The organism is Demequina lignilytica, assembly GCF_030418305.1.
Taxonomy (GTDB): domain Bacteria; phylum Actinomycetota; class Actinomycetes; order Actinomycetales; family Demequinaceae; genus Demequina; species Demequina lignilytica.
In genome coordinates this window covers 1-16,119 of record NZ_JAUHPX010000002.1, presented here as the reverse complement: position 1 = coordinate 16,119, position 16,119 = coordinate 1, and the positions used below count along the sequence as shown (strand labels likewise).

17 protein-coding genes are annotated in these 16,119 nt (G+C 72.0%); 12 read left to right on the top strand and 5 right to left on the bottom strand.

From position 1 onward, the window contains the following. Nucleotides 1-88: 88 nt before the first annotated feature. Both QQX10_RS03380 and QQX10_RS03375 read right to left on the bottom strand, forming a co-directional pair. Complete coding sequence (locus tag QQX10_RS03380) at nucleotides 89-319, bottom strand: hypothetical protein (protein ID WP_301118275.1); 231 nt, start codon at nucleotides 317-319, stop codon at nucleotides 89-91. Then, the gene (locus tag QQX10_RS03375; RefSeq protein WP_301118274.1) at nucleotides 316-1,389 is read right to left on the bottom strand and encodes an NAD-dependent epimerase/dehydratase family protein; all 1,074 of its coding nucleotides are present in this window, start codon (nucleotides 1,387-1,389) and stop codon (nucleotides 316-318) included. Before QQX10_RS03375 ends, QQX10_RS03380 begins: the two co-directional genes overlap by 4 nt. A gap of 100 nt (nucleotides 1,390-1,489) precedes the next feature. Here QQX10_RS03375 and QQX10_RS03370 point away from each other — a divergent pair, with 100 nt between their 5' ends. Then, nucleotides 1,490-2,173: a DUF8548 family protein gene (locus tag QQX10_RS03370; protein ID WP_301118273.1), complete on the top strand. Its 684-nt coding sequence runs from the start codon at nucleotides 1,490-1,492 to the stop codon at nucleotides 2,171-2,173. Nucleotides 2,174-2,179: 6 nt separating this feature from the next. Here QQX10_RS03370 and QQX10_RS03365 read toward each other — a convergent pair whose 3' ends face one another. Together QQX10_RS03365 and QQX10_RS03360 are read right to left on the bottom strand one after the other, a co-directional pair. Beyond that, nucleotides 2,180-2,680 (bottom strand): GNAT family N-acetyltransferase, encoded by a 501-nt coding sequence (locus QQX10_RS03365; protein WP_301118272.1) that lies wholly within the window; start codon nucleotides 2,678-2,680, stop codon nucleotides 2,180-2,182. An 80-nt stretch (nucleotides 2,681-2,760) separates the two neighbouring features. Next, on the bottom strand, nucleotides 2,761-3,750 hold the full coding sequence (locus QQX10_RS03360; RefSeq protein WP_367281254.1) for a quinone oxidoreductase family protein: 990 nt from the start codon (nucleotides 3,748-3,750) through the stop codon (nucleotides 2,761-2,763). Between the two features lie 43 nt (nucleotides 3,751-3,793). Between QQX10_RS03360 and argC the strand changes: the two genes are divergently transcribed. From argC to argH, 8 genes are all read left to right on the top strand, one after another. Then, on the top strand, nucleotides 3,794-4,843 hold the full coding sequence (gene argC, locus QQX10_RS03355) for an N-acetyl-gamma-glutamyl-phosphate reductase (protein WP_301118270.1): 1,050 nt from the start codon (nucleotides 3,794-3,796) through the stop codon (nucleotides 4,841-4,843). After that, nucleotides 4,840-6,015, top strand: coding sequence for a bifunctional glutamate N-acetyltransferase/amino-acid acetyltransferase ArgJ (gene argJ / locus QQX10_RS03350; protein WP_301118269.1), 1,176 nt, complete (start codon nucleotides 4,840-4,842; stop codon nucleotides 6,013-6,015). Before argC ends, argJ begins: the two co-directional genes overlap by 4 nt. Continuing rightward, nucleotides 6,012-6,923 carry an acetylglutamate kinase gene (gene argB / locus QQX10_RS03345; RefSeq protein ID WP_301118268.1) on the top strand — a complete coding sequence of 304 codons (912 nt, stop codon included), beginning with the start codon at nucleotides 6,012-6,014 and terminating at the stop codon, nucleotides 6,921-6,923. The genes argJ and argB overlap by 4 nt, the downstream gene beginning before the upstream one ends. Next, a complete protein-coding gene (locus QQX10_RS03340) occupies nucleotides 6,920-8,161 on the top strand; it encodes an acetylornithine transaminase (RefSeq protein WP_301118267.1) in 1,242 nt (413 codons plus the stop codon). The genes argB and QQX10_RS03340 overlap by 4 nt, the downstream gene beginning before the upstream one ends. Then, the gene (gene argF, locus QQX10_RS03335) at nucleotides 8,158-9,087 is read left to right on the top strand and encodes an ornithine carbamoyltransferase (RefSeq protein ID WP_301118266.1); all 930 of its coding nucleotides are present in this window, start codon (nucleotides 8,158-8,160) and stop codon (nucleotides 9,085-9,087) included. Before QQX10_RS03340 ends, argF begins: the two co-directional genes overlap by 4 nt. Beyond that, nucleotides 9,087-9,575, top strand: coding sequence for an arginine repressor (argR, locus tag QQX10_RS03330; protein WP_301118265.1), 489 nt, complete (start codon nucleotides 9,087-9,089; stop codon nucleotides 9,573-9,575). Before argF ends, argR begins: the two co-directional genes overlap by 1 nt. Nucleotides 9,576-9,605: 30 nt before the next feature. Next, nucleotides 9,606-10,805: an argininosuccinate synthase gene (locus QQX10_RS03325; protein WP_301118264.1), complete on the top strand. Its 1,200-nt coding sequence runs from the start codon at nucleotides 9,606-9,608 to the stop codon at nucleotides 10,803-10,805. Between the two features lie 79 nt (nucleotides 10,806-10,884). Then, a complete protein-coding gene (gene argH, locus QQX10_RS03320; RefSeq protein WP_301118263.1) occupies nucleotides 10,885-12,315 on the top strand; it encodes an argininosuccinate lyase in 1,431 nt (476 codons plus the stop codon). A 142-nt stretch (nucleotides 12,316-12,457) separates the two neighbouring features. Here argH and QQX10_RS03315 read toward each other — a convergent pair whose 3' ends face one another. Next, nucleotides 12,458-12,931 carry a YbaK/EbsC family protein gene (locus tag QQX10_RS03315; protein WP_301118262.1) on the bottom strand — a complete coding sequence of 158 codons (474 nt, stop codon included), beginning with the start codon at nucleotides 12,929-12,931 and terminating at the stop codon, nucleotides 12,458-12,460. A 22-nt stretch (nucleotides 12,932-12,953) separates the two neighbouring features. Between QQX10_RS03315 and QQX10_RS03310 the strand changes: the two genes are divergently transcribed. The 3 genes from QQX10_RS03310 (at nucleotide 12,954) to tyrS (ending at nucleotide 15,781) form a co-directional block, all read left to right on the top strand. Next, the gene (locus QQX10_RS03310; protein ID WP_301118261.1) at nucleotides 12,954-13,565 is read left to right on the top strand and encodes a uridine kinase family protein; all 612 of its coding nucleotides are present in this window, start codon (nucleotides 12,954-12,956) and stop codon (nucleotides 13,563-13,565) included. An 80-nt stretch (nucleotides 13,566-13,645) separates the two neighbouring features. After that, nucleotides 13,646-14,449, top strand: coding sequence for a hypothetical protein (locus QQX10_RS03305; protein ID WP_301118260.1), 804 nt, complete (start codon nucleotides 13,646-13,648; stop codon nucleotides 14,447-14,449). A gap of 66 nt (nucleotides 14,450-14,515) precedes the next feature. Then, nucleotides 14,516-15,781, top strand: coding sequence for a tyrosine--tRNA ligase (tyrS, locus tag QQX10_RS03300; protein ID WP_301118259.1), 1,266 nt, complete (start codon nucleotides 14,516-14,518; stop codon nucleotides 15,779-15,781). The last annotated feature ends 338 nt before the right edge of the window (nucleotides 15,782-16,119 follow it).

The window sequence follows — 16,119 nt, the reverse complement described above, 5'->3', positions numbered from 1 at the left end:
CTGCTGCGTCGGGCCCGCCAGGTGCGGTGCCGTCGCCGGAATTGTCGCATCGTCGCGTGACGATGCGCCCCAGGCGCGCCCGCTCGGCTCAGCCCACGAACGGGATCGCGATGCCCACCAGCCCGAAGGCCGCGCCGATGATCGCCAGCGTGCGGGTCGGAGCGTGCGGAGTGTTGAGGACGTAGGACGTGACCGCCAGAGCCGTCGCGACCCAGGCCAGCACCGGGACGGTGAGCCCCACCACGCCGAGCGCGGTCGACACGATCGCGAGCGGGAACGCGACCTCCGGGTCCCGACCGCGGGGTTCCTGGTCGCTCATCCCTCGTGGCCGCGCATGGCCGACAGGTGGTGCGCCCGCGCGAGCGCGTCGCGGTAGATCGCGGCGAGAGCGTCGAGAGTCTCGTTCGCGGCCGCGTCGACGGTCTGTCGGGCCGGGTCCGCCTCGAACCATGCGATCGACTCCGCGACGCCGCGGGCGAACGGGACTCGCGCCTCCCAGCCGGGGACCAGGCGGCGCAGCTTCGCGGTGTCGTACACCGCGGGGTGCATCTTGTCGCCGCGGATCGACCCCTCCTCCCACGGCATCGCGGCCATCAGCGCCTCCGATGGCACGTGGACGGTCTGCCGCGCGAGCCGGTCCGGCGAGAGCCCGGCGGCGCGCGCGATCGCCGCGTAGATGCCGCTCCAGGTCAGCGCCTCGTCCGACGTGATGTGCACGGCCTCGCCCAGGGCCGCCGCGTTGCCGAGCAGCCCGAGGATGCCGGTCGCGACATCGGTCGCGTGGGTGAGCGTCCACAGCGAGGTGCCGTCGCCGGGGACGATGATGTCGGCGCCGCGACGCATGCGGTCCACGAGCGTCCAGGGGTGCCGGGAGTTGGCGGTGAAAGCCGGGATCTTGGAGGGGCCGTAGGTGTGCGCGGGCCGCACGATCGTCCATCCGAGGCCCGCTGCCGCCGCGTGCTCGCGGAGCACGGCCTCGGCCTCCATCTTGAGCCGCGCGTACTCCCAGAACAGGTTCTCCTGCTCGGTGTCCTCGGTGAGGGGATGCAGGTGGTCGAAGGTCTTGTACGCCGCCGACGTGGCGATCAGCACGTACTGGTCCGTCAGCGGGGCGAAGGTCTCGACGTCGGCCGCCACGTGCGCGGGGTCGAACGCGATGAACTGCACCACCGCGTCGAAGCGTTCGCCGCGGAGCCGCATCCCGTGCAGGGCGTTGCGCAGCGACACCGCGTCGGTGGCGTCCACGTGGATGCTGTGCGCGCCCGGCGGTGGGGGCGCGGTCGCCGACGTCCCGCGCGTGACCAGATGGAGCTCGTGGCCTGATGTGCCGGCGGCGCGCGCCAGTGCCGACGAGATGAGCCCGGTGCCGCCGACGATGAGGATCCGCATGCTCCGAGACTATGGTGCGCGGAGACCCCCGCGCGTCCGTGACCGGATCGTGGCCGAACCGGGGGTGGTGGAGGAACGGCGCTGGGGGTAGCGTGAGGCCATGGTCGAGGACCTTGTGCCGAATCTGAGGGCGGCGCTGGGGGAGGTCCTGCCGGGGTCGTGGCGTGACGCCGCCCCCTGGGGGTATCCCGCCCAGTGCGAGCTCGCGCTGATCACTGGAGTGTTCGCGTCGCAGGTGCCTGCTGCCTCCGTCGCGGAGATCGCGGACACCGTCATGCGGCGCAGCCCAGGCAAGCTGCTCGACGACCTGACGGGGCTCGTCGATGCCGACACGGCCGGCATCCAGCACCTGATCGGAGAGCGCTGGGGCGACACCACCGTCCTCGGTGTGCCGCGCCGCCGCGCCGAGGTGATCCACGAGGCGGCCCGGCTGCTCGTGGGCACGGGCATCCGCCACGCCAAGGAGCTCCAGGAGGCCGTCCGCGAGCGCGAGGCGTCCGTCGCGAACCTGCTCCTCGCGGTCCGCGGTCTCGGCCCGGGCACCTGGGAGTCCATCGCCTTCATGGTGCACGCGCCGCTGCGCCCGGGTGCCGACGTGGTCGCGTACGTCCGGAGCCTGCTCGGTCCCGACGGCGACGCGCTCGAGACCGACGAGGTCCGCGCCATGATCGTGCTCACCGCCCGCCGGTTCGCCGTCGAGGAGCGGGTGCTCGCCTTCGCCCTGCGCCAGCTGGTGGACTCGCGCGCCCAGCGCGCGGACCAGCTGGCGGCCCAGGGGTCCTGAGCGACCTCAGAAGACGGTGCGCGCGAGCAGCGCGACCAGCACGCTTCCCTCGCGGATCCGCTGCTCTCCCAGGTGGCGGAATCCCAGGTGCTCGTGGAACGCCACCGAGCCGGGGTTCGGGGGATCGAGGAACACCTCGGTGGTGACCTCGGCCGCGCCGCGTTCCCGGGCCCGTTCGAACACGGACTCGTACAAGGCGCGACCGACGCCGGTGCCCTTGGCGGTGGGCGACACCACGATCCGGTCGATGTACTGGTGGCGGACGCCTCGCTCCTCGAACCAGCGGTAGTTCTCCGACGCGTACGCCTGCCCCATGCCGAGGCTGAGGAGGAACGCGACCACCTCGCGCCTCGCGCCCGTCGCGACCAGGCGGACGTCGCACATGGTGGTCAGCTCCCGCATCTCGTCCTCGGACAGCAGGTTGAGGGCAGGCGAGGCGGCGGCGTTCAGCGCGGTCACCGCGGGGAGGTCGGAGTCGCGCATCACGCGGAGGCGAAGATGCTGCATGGGCATATTCTGCCTGGACATTGTCACGGTCGTGTGTCGATCGGCCTGCCGGAAGGTTACGGTTGGCGCGTCCGCGGCCGTCAGGGGTGCAGGAGCACCTTGCCCGTGGTCTCGCGTGCCTCGAGGGCCCGGTGCGCCTCGGCGGCCTCCTCGAGGCTCAGGCCGCGATCGATGCGGACCGTGAGGTCACCGAGCAGGATGCCGTTGAGGATGTCGCTCGCGCGCTGCTCCCGCTCCTCGGGGGTCGTGAGGAAGTCCTTCATGGTCGGGCGGCTGAGGTACACGGAGCCCGCGGCGTTGAGGCGCTGGGGGTCGACCGGGGCGACGGGGCCCGATGCGGCGCCGAACAGCACGAGGTGGCCGCGGCGGGCGACGCAGGCGAGCGAGCCGTCGAACGTGGCTCGGCCGACGCCGTCGTACACCGCGGCCACGCCCTCGGGCGCGATCCCTCGGACCGCCGCCGGGAGGTCCGTCGCCATGTCCTCGAACTGGTCGTAGCGGACCGCGTGGGTCACGCCGGCCTGCCGCGCGATGCGCGCCTTGTCCTCGGAGCCGACGGTGCCGATGACCGTCGCGCCGCGCGCGACCGCGAGCTGGGTCAGCAGCAGCCCGACCCCGCCGGCGGCCGCGTGCACCAGCACCGTGTCGCCCGGCATGATCGCGTACGAGGAGGTCGCCAGGTAGTGGGCCGTGAGCCCCTGCATCATCACCGCCGCGGCCATGTCCAGCTCGACGTCCTCGGGAACGGCGTACGCGTCGGAGACGGGCACGGAGACGTACTCGGCGTAGGAGCCCTGGGTGAAGGCCCAGGCGATGCCCTCGCCCTCGACCAGGTGCTCGACGCCCTCTCCGACCGCGACGATCTCTCCCGCGCCCTCCTTCCCCGGCACGAACGGGGTCGGCGTCGGGTACAGACCCGACCGCTGATAGGTGTCGATGAAGTTGACGCCGGCGGCCTCGACGCGCACCAGCACATGACCGGGGGAGACCTCAGGACGGTCGATCACGGCGGGCTGCAGCACCTCGGGGCCGCCATGCCGTGTCACCTGGATCGCTCTCACAGAGTGCATCGTACGGGGTGCCTCGCGACAGTATGCATTGGCATGTATAGTCATGCACATGAGCATCAAGGTCGCGGTGTCCGGTGCCTCCGGCTATGTCGGAGGCGAGGTCCTGCGCGTGTTCTCGGCCCATCCCGAGGTCGAGTTCGGCGCCCTGACCGCACACTCGAGCGTAGGCGACACGCTGGGTGCGCACCAGCCCCATCTGCGCCATCTCGCCGACCGCGTGCTGGTCGACACGACCGCTGAGAACCTCGCCGGTCACGATGTGGTGGTCCTCGCGCTGCCGCACGGCGCCTCCGGCGAGATCGCCGCGCAGCTGCCGGCCGAGACCCTGGTGCTCGACTGCGGCGCCGATCATCGGCTCGCCAGCGCCCAGGCCTGGGCCTCCTACTACGGCGGCGAGCACGCCGGCACGTGGCCCTACGGCATGCCCGAGCTCATCACAGCCACCGGGCACCAGCGGGAGGCGCTGCCCGGCGCTCGCCGCGTCGCCGTGCCCGGGTGCAACGTGACGGCGGTCACGCTCGCCCTCCAGCCGGGCGTCGCCGCCGGCGTGGTGGAGCCCGGCGACATCGTCGCGGTGCTCGCCAACGGCTACTCCGGCGCGGGGAAGAAGCTCGCGCCGCACCTGCTCGCCTCCGAGGCCCTCGGTGCGGCGGTGCCGTACGCGGTCGGTGGCTCGCACCGCCACATCCCGGAGATCATCCAGAACCTCGAGTCCGCCGGCGCAGGCGAGGTGAGGATCAGCTTCACCCCCACGCTGGTGCCGATGGCCCGCGGGATCCTCGCGACGGTCACCGCGCCGCTCGCGCCCGGCGTCAACGTCGAGGCCGTGCGCGACGCGTGGGAGGCCGCCTATGCCGATGAGCCGTTCGTCCACCTGCTGCCGGAGGGGCAGTGGCCCACGACCGCCGCGACGCTCGGTGCCAACACCGCGCTGATGCAGGTGGCCGTCGACGGCAAGGCGGGCCGCGTCGTGGTCGTGTGCGCCATCGACAACCTGGTCAAGGGCACCGCCGGCGCGGCCCTCCAGTCCATGAACGTCGCCCTCGGTCTGGAGGAGACCCTGGGCCTGAGCACGATCGGGGTCGCGCCATGAGCGTCACCGCAGCGCAGGGATTCGTCGCGTCCGGCGTCGCCGCCGGGCTCAAGTCGACCGGAGCGCGCGACGTCGCGCTCGTGGTCAACACCGGCCCCGAACGGGTCGCCGCCGGGGTCTTCACCTCCAACCGCGTCGTGGCCGCCCCCGTGACGTGGTCGCGCCAGGTGCTGGTCGACTCCCGCGTCGACGCGGTGGTCCTCAACTCGGGTGGCGCCAACGCTGCGACCGGCCCGGACGGTTTCCTCGACACGCATCGCACCGCCGAGCACGTCGCGACGGTCCTGCAGGCCCGGGGCTCCGACGTGTCTCCCGGCGACGTCGCGGTCTGCTCGACCGGGCTGATCGGCGTGCGCCTGCCCATGGATGCGCTGCTGGCCGGCGTGGACGACGCGGCGGCGTCGCTCAGCGCCGAGGGCGGGGACGATGCGGCGCTCGCCATCATGACCACCGACACGGTGCCGAAGACGGCCGTCGCGGCGCGCGACGGCTGGGTCGTCGGGGGCATGGCGAAGGGTGCGGGGATGCTCGCGCCTGGGCTCGCGACCATGCTGTGCGTCATCACCACGGACGCCTCCGTGAGCGCCGAGCGCGCGGACGCGGCGCTGCGCGCCGCGACGCGCGTCACGTTCGACCGCGTCGACTCCGACGGCTGCATGTCGACCAACGACACGGTGATCCTGCTCGCGAGCGGTGCCACCGGCATCGTCCCCGCCCCCGGGGAGCTCGAGGAGGCCCTGACCGAGGTGTGCGCGACCCTCGCGCGAGGGCTGGTGGCCGACGCCGAGGGCGCGAGCCACGACGTCGCCGTGACCGTGGCGGGAGCGACCACGGAGGCGGCCGCCGAGGCCGTCGCGCGGGCCATCACCCGGTCGAACCTCTTCAAGGCCGCCATCTTCGGCAACGATCCGAACTGGGGGCGCATCATCTCCGCAGCCGGGACGGTGCCGGAGGAGGTCGCGCCGTTCGATGCCGCGAACCTCGACGTGACCGTCAACGGCGTCCAGGTGTGCCGCGCCTCCGGCGTCGGCGAGGACCGGTCGCTCGTCGACCTGTCGGGCCGCGAGGTGCTGATCACCCTCGACCTCAACGCCGGCGACGCCTCGGCGACGGTCTGGACCAACGACCTCACCCACGACTACGTCCACGAGAACAGCGCGTACTCCTCATGACCGATCTCACCGCCCCCGAGCTCACCACCCGCCAGAAGGTGGGCGTCCTCATCGACGCCATGCCGTGGATCGAGCAGTTCCGCGACGCGATCGTCGTGGTGAAGTACGGCGGCAACGCCATGATCGACGAGGGCCTCAAGCGTGCCTTCGCCCAGGACATCGTCCACCTGCGCCTGCTCGGCCTGCACCCCGTGGTCGTGCACGGCGGGGGCCCGCAGATCTCCGGCATGCTCGGCAAGCTCGGCATCGAGTCCGAGTTCCGCGGCGGCCTCCGCGTGACCACCCCCGAGGCGATGGACGTGGTCCGCATGGTCCTCACCGGCCAGGTCTCGCGCGAGCTCGTGGGGCTCATCAACGACCACGGCCCGTACGCCGTCGGGCTGTCCGGCGAGGACGCGGGCATGCTGCAGGCCAAGCGCCGGCACGCGCTCGTCGACGGCGAGCCCGTCGACGTCGGCCTGGTCGGCGACGTGGTGAAGGTCAACCCCGGGGCGGTCCAGGACATCATCGAGGCCGGCCGCATCCCCGTGGTGAGCACCGTCGCCCCCGACATCGACGACCCGACGCAGGTGCTCAACGTCAACGCCGACACCGCGGCCGCGGCCGTCGCGATCGCGTTGCGCGCGCGCAAGCTGATCGTGCTGACGGACGTCGAGGGTCTGTACGCGAACTGGCCGGACAAGGGCTCGCTCATCTCGGAGATCCCGGCGCGGAGCCTCGAGGAGATGCTCCCGGAGCTCGAGTCGGGCATGCGCCCCAAGATGGAGGCGTGCCTGCGCGCCGTCCGCGGCGGCGTCCCGCAGGCGCACGTCATCGACGGGCGCGAGGCGCACTCGATCCTCGCGGAGATCTTCACCTCCGCGGGCTCGGGCACCATGGTGCTGCCGGACAAGGAGATCTGGGTATGAGCGACCTCCAGCCCGGCGCCCACGGCGAGGCGGGCCTCACGCGCGGCGCCGTCGACCTGCAGCGCTACACGCACTCGCTCATGGGCACGTACGGCGTGCCGATGCGCGTGCTCGCCCGCGGCGAGGGCTCGTGGGTGTGGGACGCCGACGGCAACCGCTACCTCGACCTCCTCGGCGGCATCGCCGTCAACGCGCTCGGTCACGCGCACCCCGCCTGGGTCGCGGCGATCGCGCACCAGGCGGCCACCCTCGCCCAGGCGTCGAACTTCTTCGCGACCGAGCCGCAGATCCGGCTCGCGGAGCGGTTGCTCGACCTGGCACAGGCGCCCCCCGGCTCCCGCGTGTTCTTCGCGAACTCGGGGACCGAGGCCAACGAGGCCGCCTTCAAGATGGCCCGGCGCACCGGCAAGGGCACCATCATCGCGCTGGAGCACGGCTTCCACGGCCGGTCCATGGGTGCGCTGTCGATGACCGCGAAGGAGGCGATCCGCGCGCCCTTCGCCCCGCTGCTCGAGCGCGTGATCTTCGTCGAGCCGACCGACGAGGCCGCGCTGCGGGCCGCCGTCGCCGAGGCGGCGGACGACCTCGCGGCGATCATCCTCGAGCCCATCCAGGGCGAGGCCGGCGTCCGGCCGGTGCCGCACGCGTTCATCGCCGCGGCCCGCGAGCTCACGCTGCGCCACCACGCGCTGCTCATCATGGATGAGATCCAGACCGGGGTGGCACGCACCGGAGCGTGGTTCGCACACCAGCTGGGCGGCATCCGGCCCGACGTCATGACCCTCGCGAAGGGCCTCGGCGGAGGCTTCCCGATCGGCGCGGTCGTCGCGTTCGGCGAGACGGCCGGGGCCTTGCTCACCAAGGGTGACCACGGCACCACCTTCGGTGGCAACGCCCTCGCGGCGGCGGCCGCGCTCGCCACGCTCGACGTGATCGAGTCCGAGGACCTGCTCGCCAACGCGAAGGCAGTCGGGGAGCACCTCAGGACGTCGCTCGAGGCGATCGACGGGGTCGTCGAGGTGCGTGGCGAGGGCCTGATGCTCGGCATCGGCCTCGCCCACCCCGCCGCCGCCACGATCGCGGCCGCCGCGGTCGAGGCCGGCTTCATCGTCAACCCGCCGTCGCCGGACACGATCCGGCTGGTGCCCGCGCTCACCCTGACGCGGCCCGAGGCGGACCTGTTCATCGCGTGGATGGCCGAGCACGGCGCACGCCTGATCACGGAGGGATCCGCATGACGCGCCACTTCCTGCGCGACGACGACATCACCGCCGCCGAGCAGCGGGAGATCCTGGAGCTGGCGCTGGCGTTCCGCCGGGACCGTTTCCTCGAGCAGCCCTTCGCGGGTCCGCAGGCCGTCGCGGTCATCTTCGACAAGCCCTCGACGCGCACCCGCGTGTCGTTCTCGGCCGGCATCGCCGAGCTGGGCGGCTACCCGCTCGTCATCGACTCCGCCACGTCCCAGCTGGGTCGGGGCGAGCCCGTCGGCGACACGGCTCGCGTGCTCGAGCGCATGGTGAGCGCGATCGTGTGGCGCACGTTCGGCCAGGACCTCATCGAGGAGATGGCGGCGCACTCGTCGGTGCCGGTGGTGAACGCGCTCACCGACTCGTTCCACCCGTGCCAGATCCTCGCGGACCTGGCGGCCGTCGCGGATGCGCGCGGAGGAGTGGACGCTCTCGCCGGGCTCAGCCTCGCGTACGTGGGCGACGGCGCCAACAACATGGCGCACTCGTACCTGCTCGGAGGGGCGCTCGCGGGCATGCACGTCCGGGTCGGCGCCCCCGCCGACTACCTGCCCGACGAGCGCATCGTGCTGGACGCGAAGCGGATCGCCGCGGAGCAGGGCGGCTCGATCACCGTCACGACGGACCACGACGATGCGGTGGCCGGCGCCGACGTGATCGCCACCGACACGTGGGTCTCGATGGGCGACGAGGGCGAGTACGAGGCGCGCGAGACGGTGTTCTCGGGCTACCAGGTGAACGCCCGCTCGCTCGAGATCGCGGCTCCTGGCGCGCAGGTGATCCACTGCCTGCCGGCCTACCGTGGCAAGGAGGTGTCCGCCGACGTGATCGACGGCCCCCAGTCGATCGTGTGGCTCGAGGCCGAGTACCGCCTCCACGCCCAGAAGGCGCTGCTCGCCTGGCTCGCGAGGCGCTGATGGCCGCCACGATCCCCCCGACCAAGACCGCCCGGCAGGCGCTGATCGCGCGCCTGATCGAGGGCGCCGAGATCCGCTCGCAGGCGGAGCTCGCGGTGCGCCTCGACGCGGAGGGGATCCACGTCACCCAGGCGACGCTGTCGCGCGACCTGCTCGACATCGGCGCGGTGAAGATCCGAGCGGCCTCCGGCCAGCTGGTCTACACCACCCAGGCCTCGCTCGAGGCGTCCGAGGACACCGGCGCACGCCTCACGCGGCTCTGCGCCGAGCTGCTCCACTCCGCGGACGGATCGGGAGCGATCGCCGTGCTCCGCACCCCCGCGGGAGCGGCGCAGTTCCTCGCGACCGCCATCGACGGGCATGATGACCCCGAGGTGGTCGGCACCGTCGCGGGCGACGACACCCTGTTCGTGCTCTCCCGGGACCCGGCAGGCGGGCTCGCGCTCGCCCAGAGGTTCCTCGACCGCGCGAGCGGTCACCACAGCTGAAGACCCCCCCACAAGCAAGAAGGAATACACATGTCTGAGCGGATCGTGCTGGCCTACTCCGGAGGCCTGGACACCTCTGTCGCCATCGGCTGGATCGCGGAGGCGACCGGCGCCGAGGTGATCGCGGTGGCCGTCGACGTCGGCCAGGGCGGCGAGGACCTCGAGGTCATCCGCCAGCGCGCGCTCGACTGCGGCGCCGTCGAGGCGTACGTCGCGGACGCCCGCGACGAGTTCGCCGAGGAGTACTGCATGCCCGCCCTCAAGGCGAACGCGCTGTACCACGACAAGTACCCGCTGGTCTCGGCCCTGTCCCGCCCCGTCATCGTCAAGCACATCGTCAAGGCCGCCCGCCAGTTCGGCGCCTCGACCATGGCCCACGGCTGCACCGGCAAGGGCAACGACCAGGTCCGCTTCGAGGTCGGCATCGTCTCCATGGCGCCGGACCTCAAGTGCATCGCGCCGGTCCGCGACCTCGCGCTGACCCGCGACAAGGCGATCGACTACGCCGAGCGCAACAACCTCCCGATCGCGACCACCAAGAAGAACCCCTTCTCGATCGACCAGAACGTGTGGGGCCGCGCCGTCGAGACCGGCTTCCTCGAGGACATCTGGAACGCGCCCACCAAGGACATCTACGACTACACGGACGACCCGGCCTTCCCGCCGGTGCCGGACGAGGTCGTGATCGAGTTCGCGAAGGGCGTCCCGGTCAAGATCGACGGCCAGGCCGTCACCCCGCTCCAGGCGATCGAGGAGATGAACCGCCGCGCCGGCGCGCAGGGCATCGGCCGCATCGACATCGTCGAGGACCGCCTGGTGGGCATCAAGAGCCGCGAGATCTACGAGGCCCCCGGCGCGATCGCGCTGATCGAGGCCCACAAGGAGATGGAGAACGTCACCATCGAGCGCGAGCTCGCCCGCTACAAGCGCCGCGTGAGCCACGAGTGGACCGAGCTGGTCTACGACGGCATGTGGAACGCCCCCCTCAAGGGCGCCCTCGACGCGTTCATCGAGGAGACGCAGGAGCACGTCAACGGCGAGATCCGGATGGTGCTGCACGGCGGCAAGGCCGTCGTGACGGGTCGACGCTCGGACACCGGGCTGTACGACTTCAACCTCGCCACCTACGACGAGGGCGACACGTTCGACCAGTCGGCCGCGCGCGGCTTCATCGAGATCTACGGTCTCGCCGCCAAGCAGGCCGCGGCCCGCGAGTCGCGGCTGGCGTAGGGTCGATCACGTATCCGCTCGGGCCGCGCGATGCGCGGCCCGAGCGCTGTTCCACGAGGTAGTGACGAGGGAGAGCACCATGGCTGGCGAGCAGGGGACCAACGAGGGCGCGCTGTGGGGAGGCCGCTTCGAGGGCGGGCCCGACGCCGCGCTCGCGCGCCTGTCCAAGTCGACGCATTTCGACTGGCGGTACGCCGACGACGACCTCCTGGGCTCGATCGCCCACGCGCACGCTCTCGAGCGGGCGGGGCTGCTCACCGAGGCCGAGTCCGCCGACATGGTCGCGGCGCTGCAGACGATGCGCGCGGACGTCGCCGCGGGCACGCTGCTGCCCGCCGAGTCGGACGAGGACGTCCACGGCGCCCTCGAGCGGATCCTCATCGAGCGGGTCGGGACGGACCTCGGCGGCAAGCTCCGCGCCGGGCGCTCCCGCAACGACCAGATCGCGACGCTGCCGCGCATGTACCTGCGCCGCCACGCGCGGCTGATCGCCTCGGAGCTGCTCGACCTCGCCGATGCCCTCCTCGGCCAGGCCGACCGGCACATCGACGCGCCCATGCCGGGGCGCACCCACTTCCAGCACGCCCAGCCCGTGACCGTCGGCCACGCGCTCATGGCCCACGTCTGGCCGCTGCTGCGCGACGTCGAGCGTCTCACCGACTGGGACGCCCGCGCGGCGTTCTCGCCCTACGGCGCCGGTGCGCTCGCCGGCAGCACGCTGGGCCTCGATCCCGCGGCGGTGGCGAACGAGCTGGGCTTCGTCGGCCCGTGCGAGAACTCGATCGACGCGACCGCGTCGCGCGACGTGGTCGCGGAGTTCTCGTGGGTGGCGGCCATGGTCGGGGTCGACCTGTCCCGGATCTCCGAGGAGATCATCGCGTGGGCCACGGTCGAGTTCGGCTTCGTGGCGCTCGACGACTCGTACTCGACGGGGTCGAGCATCATGCCGCAGAAGAAGAACCCCGACATCGCTGAGCTGGCGCGCGGGAAGGCCGGGCGCCTCGTGGGGGACCTGACCGGGCTGCTCACGACGCTCAAGGGTCTGCCGCTCGCCTACAACCGCGACATCCAGGAGGTCCACGAGCCCGTGTTCGACGCGGTCGACACGCTCGAGGTCATCCTGCCCGCCTTCACCGGGATGATCCGCACGCTGGTGTTCCGGACCGAGCGGCTCGCGGAGCTCGCGCCCGCGGGCTTCTCGCTCGCGACCGACGTCGCCGAGTGGATGGTGCGGAACGGCACCCCGTTCCGCGAGGCGCACGAGGTCGCGGGCGCGTGCGTCCGTCTGTGCGAGAAGCGCGGCAAGGAGCTCCACGAGCTCACCGAGGCGGAGATGGCCGCGATCCACCCCGACCTCACGCCCGGCGTGCTCGAGGTGCTCACGGTCGAGGGGTCGCTGGCGGCGCGCACCGGCGCCGGGGGGACGGCGCCCTCCCAGGTCGTCGAGCAGGGCAAGGCGGCACGCGCGCGCGTGCGTCACTTCCGTCCCTGGGCGGGCTCGGCGTCGTAGCCGCCCCGGCCCTCGCCCGCGCGGACAGCCCGCACCGAACCCGTCCCGGGTTCACCGGCGTGTCCCCACGTTCGGGTCCTGACACGCCGACCACCCGGGACCAGCTCCGTGCGCAGTGTCCTGGGCGGGTGGGACGAGGCGGCTACGCGTGCTCCTCGACCGTCACCTCGGTGGCGTTCGCGATGCGGCGCAGGTCGTCGTAGGCGATCTCGAACACCGAGTGCGGGGTGCCGGCGGCCGCCCACAGCTCGCCGTGCTTCTTGAGCTCGACGTCGATGTACGTCGTGACGGGCGCGGGGTGCCCGACGGGAGCGACGCCGCCGATCGGCTGACCCGTCGCCTCGCGGACGCGGGCGGCATCGGCGCGCGTGATCGCTCGCGCCCCGATCTGGCGGGCGAGCAGGTCGGTGTCCACACGGTGGGAGCCGCTGGTGAGCACCAGGATCGGCTCGCCGTCGGCGAGGAACACGAGGCTGGAGGCGATCGCCCCGACCTCGCAGTCGAGCGCCGCGGCCGCCTCGGCGGCGGTGCGAGCCGAGTCGGCCAACGTCCGCACCCGGGAGTGCAGTCCGGCCGCGGTGAGGAGGTCGAGGATCTTGGCGCTCGAGGGGTGCATACGCCCACCGTATCCTCGTCGGGTGGCGGACACGACGGCGGATCGGGCGATCGCGATCGCCCGCGCCCGCGGACCGCGGCTCGGCGCCACCACGCTCGTGCTGATCGACGGTCCGGCGGGTGCCGGGAAGACCACGCTCGCGGGCGAGATCGCCGTCGCGCTGGGCGGGCGGGCGTCGGCCGGAGCAGGCACCTGGGACCCCTCCCGCCCGGTGCCGGACGATGCCGTGGTTCAGACCCTGCACGGCGACGACATGTATGAGGGGTGGGGCGGCCTCTCGACCCTGGACGACGTGCTGGTCGACCAGGTGCTCGCCCCCCTCTCCGCGGGCCGGACGGGGTCCTTCCGCATGTGGGACTGGACCGCATCGTCCCGCAGCCACGCGATCGCCGTGCCGCCCCGGCCGTATCTGGTGATCGAGGGGGTCGGCGTCGCCTCCCGTGCCGCGCGCCGGCACGCCTCGTGCGTGGTCCTGGTGGACGCTCCGCGCGAGCTGCGCCTGGCGCGCGGCATCGCCCGCGACGGCGAGGCGATGCGCCACGAGTGGGAACGATGGCAGGAGGTGGAGGGTGCGCACCTCGATGCCTCCGGCGTGCGCGATGCGGCGGACCTGGTGCTCGACACCTCCGCGTGAGGGGCTGACGTCGCGAGTGCGCCAGAATGGGGGCACACCTGGGCGCGGCACGATGCCGACTGCCCGATCAGGAGGACGGCATGAGCGACGTCGAGGGCGCGATCGCGCAGGCGAGGGACGCGGCCACGGCCGCGGGCGTCGCGGTCCGACCGCTCACGCTCGAGGAGTGCGGCACCGCCGCCGCGCTGCTCGCCGGCCTCTGGGGGGTGCCCCCCGTGGGGCTGCCGGTGCTGGTCGCGCTGCACCACACCGGGCACTACGTCGCCGGGGCCTTCGTGGGCGCGGACCTGGTGGGCGTGTGCGTGGGGATCGTGTCGCCCGGCGACGTCGGGCTCCACTCCCACGTCACAGGCGTCCTCCCCGAGCTCGCCGGCCACGGCGTCGGCGCGGCGATCAAGCTCCACCAGCGCGCATGGTGCCTCGAGCGTGGGATCGAGACCATCCGCTGGACATTCGACCCGCTCGTCGCCGGCAACGCATGGTTCAACTTCGGACGGTTGGGCGTGACCCTGGAGAGGTACGTCGTCGACTTCTACGGCGAGACCCGCGGGGGCACCCGTCCGGAGCTCGGCCGCGACCGCGTGCTCGTCGCCTGGGACCTCACCCGTGCACGCGGACCGGTCGCGGTCTCGGGCGAGGAGCTGCCGCTGCTCCTCGCCGCGGACGCCGACGGTCGACCGCAGGTCCGCACCGCGCCGCCGGACGTGCCGGAGGCGGCGATCGCGGTGCCGAGGCACATCGAGCGCATCCGTGAGGAGGATCCCGAGCTGCGCCTCGCGTGGCGCGTGGCGCTGAGGGAGACGCTCACCGCGGCGCTTGCAGACGGATGGCGGGTGACAGGCTTCTCCCGCGACGGCCGCTACCTTCTCGCACGCGACTCCTGACGCGCATCGTCGCGGCCGCGCACCCCGCATCGGGGCCCATCGATGCCTGGCACAATGGCCTCCATCATGACTGACCACATCCTCGACGAGCTCACATGGCGCGGGCTCATCTCCCAGACCACCGGTGAGGACGAGCTGCGGGAGGCCCTCGATGCGGGCCCGATCACGCTCTACTGCGGCTTCGACCCCACGGCACCGAGCCTGCACATCGGCAACCTGGTCCAGATCCTGACCGTGCGGCGCTTCCAGCTCGCCGGCCACAAGCCGCTGATGCTGGTCGGCGGCGCCACGGGCCTGATCGGCGATCCGAAGATGGCGGGGGAGCGCACGCTCAACCCGGTGGAGATCGTCCATCAGTGGGTCGAGCGCATCCGCGGGCAGATCGAGCCGTTCATGTCCTTCACGGGCGAGAACGCCGCCCGCATGGTCAACAACTACGAGTGGACCAAGGACATGTCGGCGATCGAGCTCCTGCGCGACGTCGGCAAGTACTTCCGCCTGGGGACGATGATCTCGAAGGACACCGTCGCGCGCCGGCTGAACTCGGACGAGGGCATCTCGTACACCGAGTTCAGCTACCAGGTCCTGCAGGGGATGGACTTTCTCGAGCTCTACCGACGCTACGGCTGCACGCTGCAGACCGGCGGCTCGGACCAGTGGGGCAACCTCACGTCGGGCACCGAGCTCACCCGCAAGGCGGAGGGCACCTCGGTCCATGCGCTCTCGACTCCGCTCATCACCAAGGCGGACGGCACCAAGTTCGGCAAGACCGAGTCCGGCACGGTGTGGCTCGACCCCGAGATGACCAGCCCGTACGCGTTCTACCAGTTCTGGCTCAACCAGGCCGATGCCGACGTCATCGGCTACCTGAAGGTGTTCACCTTCCTCGAGCGTGCGGAGATCGAGGCCCTCGAGGTCAAGGTCGCCGAGGAGCCGTTCCGTCGCGAGGCGCAGCGCACGCTCGCGTGGGAGGTCACCCGGCTGGTGCATGGGGAGGCCGCAGCCCAGGGCGCGGTCGACGCGTCCCAGGCGCTCTTCGGCCGCGGCGAGCTCGGCGCGCTCGATGGCGCGACCCTCGACGGCTGTGCGAAGGAGCTCGGAGGCGTCGATCTCGATCCGGGCGCGACGGTCGTGGACGCGCTCGTGTCCGCGGGCATCGTCGACTCCCGCAAGGCCGCACGACGCGCGATCGAGGACGGCGGCGCCTACGTCAACAACGTGAGGGTCGACGACCCGGACCTCGCGCTGGGAGCAGGCCATGTGCTCGCAGGGGGATGGGTCGTCGTGAGGCGCGGGAAGAAGTCTGTGGGAATCGTGAGGCCGGTCGCCTGAGAGGGGCGGCCGGCCTCCGGCCTATCCGGCATCTACCTGGGTAGATACCGCGACACGCCCGGGATTCACGGCGATTTGACTCGGGGTGCGATCGCCCCTTAAGTTATTACCCGTTGCCAACGACGGAAGCGCTCGGCGGAGGACTGAAGAAGGCCCCGCGAGAGAAGCCCGTGCAACACACCACGAACCAGGCGAGAGCCGAGGATGCAGTCATGCGTCCAGGCCCTTGACGAGGAAAGTGGGACTCCCTCACCGGGTCGGATCGGAACGAAACACCGATTTGACACGGATGAAACATGGGAGTAACTTAGTGGAGTTGCCCCGAGCGAGGTCCTGAA

Coding starts and splice junctions, on each gene's coding strand:
- argB (WP_301118268.1), top strand. CDS start 6,012: ATGACCGATCTCACCGCCCCCGAGCTCACCACCCGCCAGAAGGTGGGC.
- QQX10_RS03340 (WP_301118267.1), top strand. CDS start 6,920: ATGAGCGACCTCCAGCCCGGCGCCCACGGCGAGGCGGGCCTCACGCGC.
- QQX10_RS03365 (WP_301118272.1), bottom strand. CDS start 2,680: ATGCAGCATCTTCGCCTCCGCGTGATGCGCGACTCCGACCTCCCCGCG.
- QQX10_RS03375 (WP_301118274.1), bottom strand. CDS start 1,389: ATGCGGATCCTCATCGTCGGCGGCACCGGGCTCATCTCGTCGGCACTG.
- QQX10_RS03380 (WP_301118275.1), bottom strand. CDS start 319: ATGAGCGACCAGGAACCCCGCGGTCGGGACCCGGAGGTCGCGTTCCCG.
- argF (WP_301118266.1), top strand. CDS start 8,158: ATGACGCGCCACTTCCTGCGCGACGACGACATCACCGCCGCCGAGCAG.
- QQX10_RS03360 (WP_367281254.1), bottom strand. CDS start 3,750: ATGCACTCTGTGAGAGCGATCCAGGTGACACGGCATGGCGGCCCCGAG.
- QQX10_RS03325 (WP_301118264.1), top strand. CDS start 9,606: ATGTCTGAGCGGATCGTGCTGGCCTACTCCGGAGGCCTGGACACCTCT.
- QQX10_RS03305 (WP_301118260.1), top strand. CDS start 13,646: ATGAGCGACGTCGAGGGCGCGATCGCGCAGGCGAGGGACGCGGCCACG.
- QQX10_RS03370 (WP_301118273.1), top strand. CDS start 1,490: ATGGTCGAGGACCTTGTGCCGAATCTGAGGGCGGCGCTGGGGGAGGTC.
- tyrS (WP_301118259.1), top strand. CDS start 14,516: ATGACTGACCACATCCTCGACGAGCTCACATGGCGCGGGCTCATCTCC.
- argC (WP_301118270.1), top strand. CDS start 3,794: ATGCACATGAGCATCAAGGTCGCGGTGTCCGGTGCCTCCGGCTATGTC.
- argJ (WP_301118269.1), top strand. CDS start 4,840: ATGAGCGTCACCGCAGCGCAGGGATTCGTCGCGTCCGGCGTCGCCGCC.
- QQX10_RS03315 (WP_301118262.1), bottom strand. CDS start 12,931: ATGCACCCCTCGAGCGCCAAGATCCTCGACCTCCTCACCGCGGCCGGA.
- argH (WP_301118263.1), top strand. CDS start 10,885: ATGGCTGGCGAGCAGGGGACCAACGAGGGCGCGCTGTGGGGAGGCCGC.
- argR (WP_301118265.1), top strand. CDS start 9,087: ATGGCCGCCACGATCCCCCCGACCAAGACCGCCCGGCAGGCGCTGATC.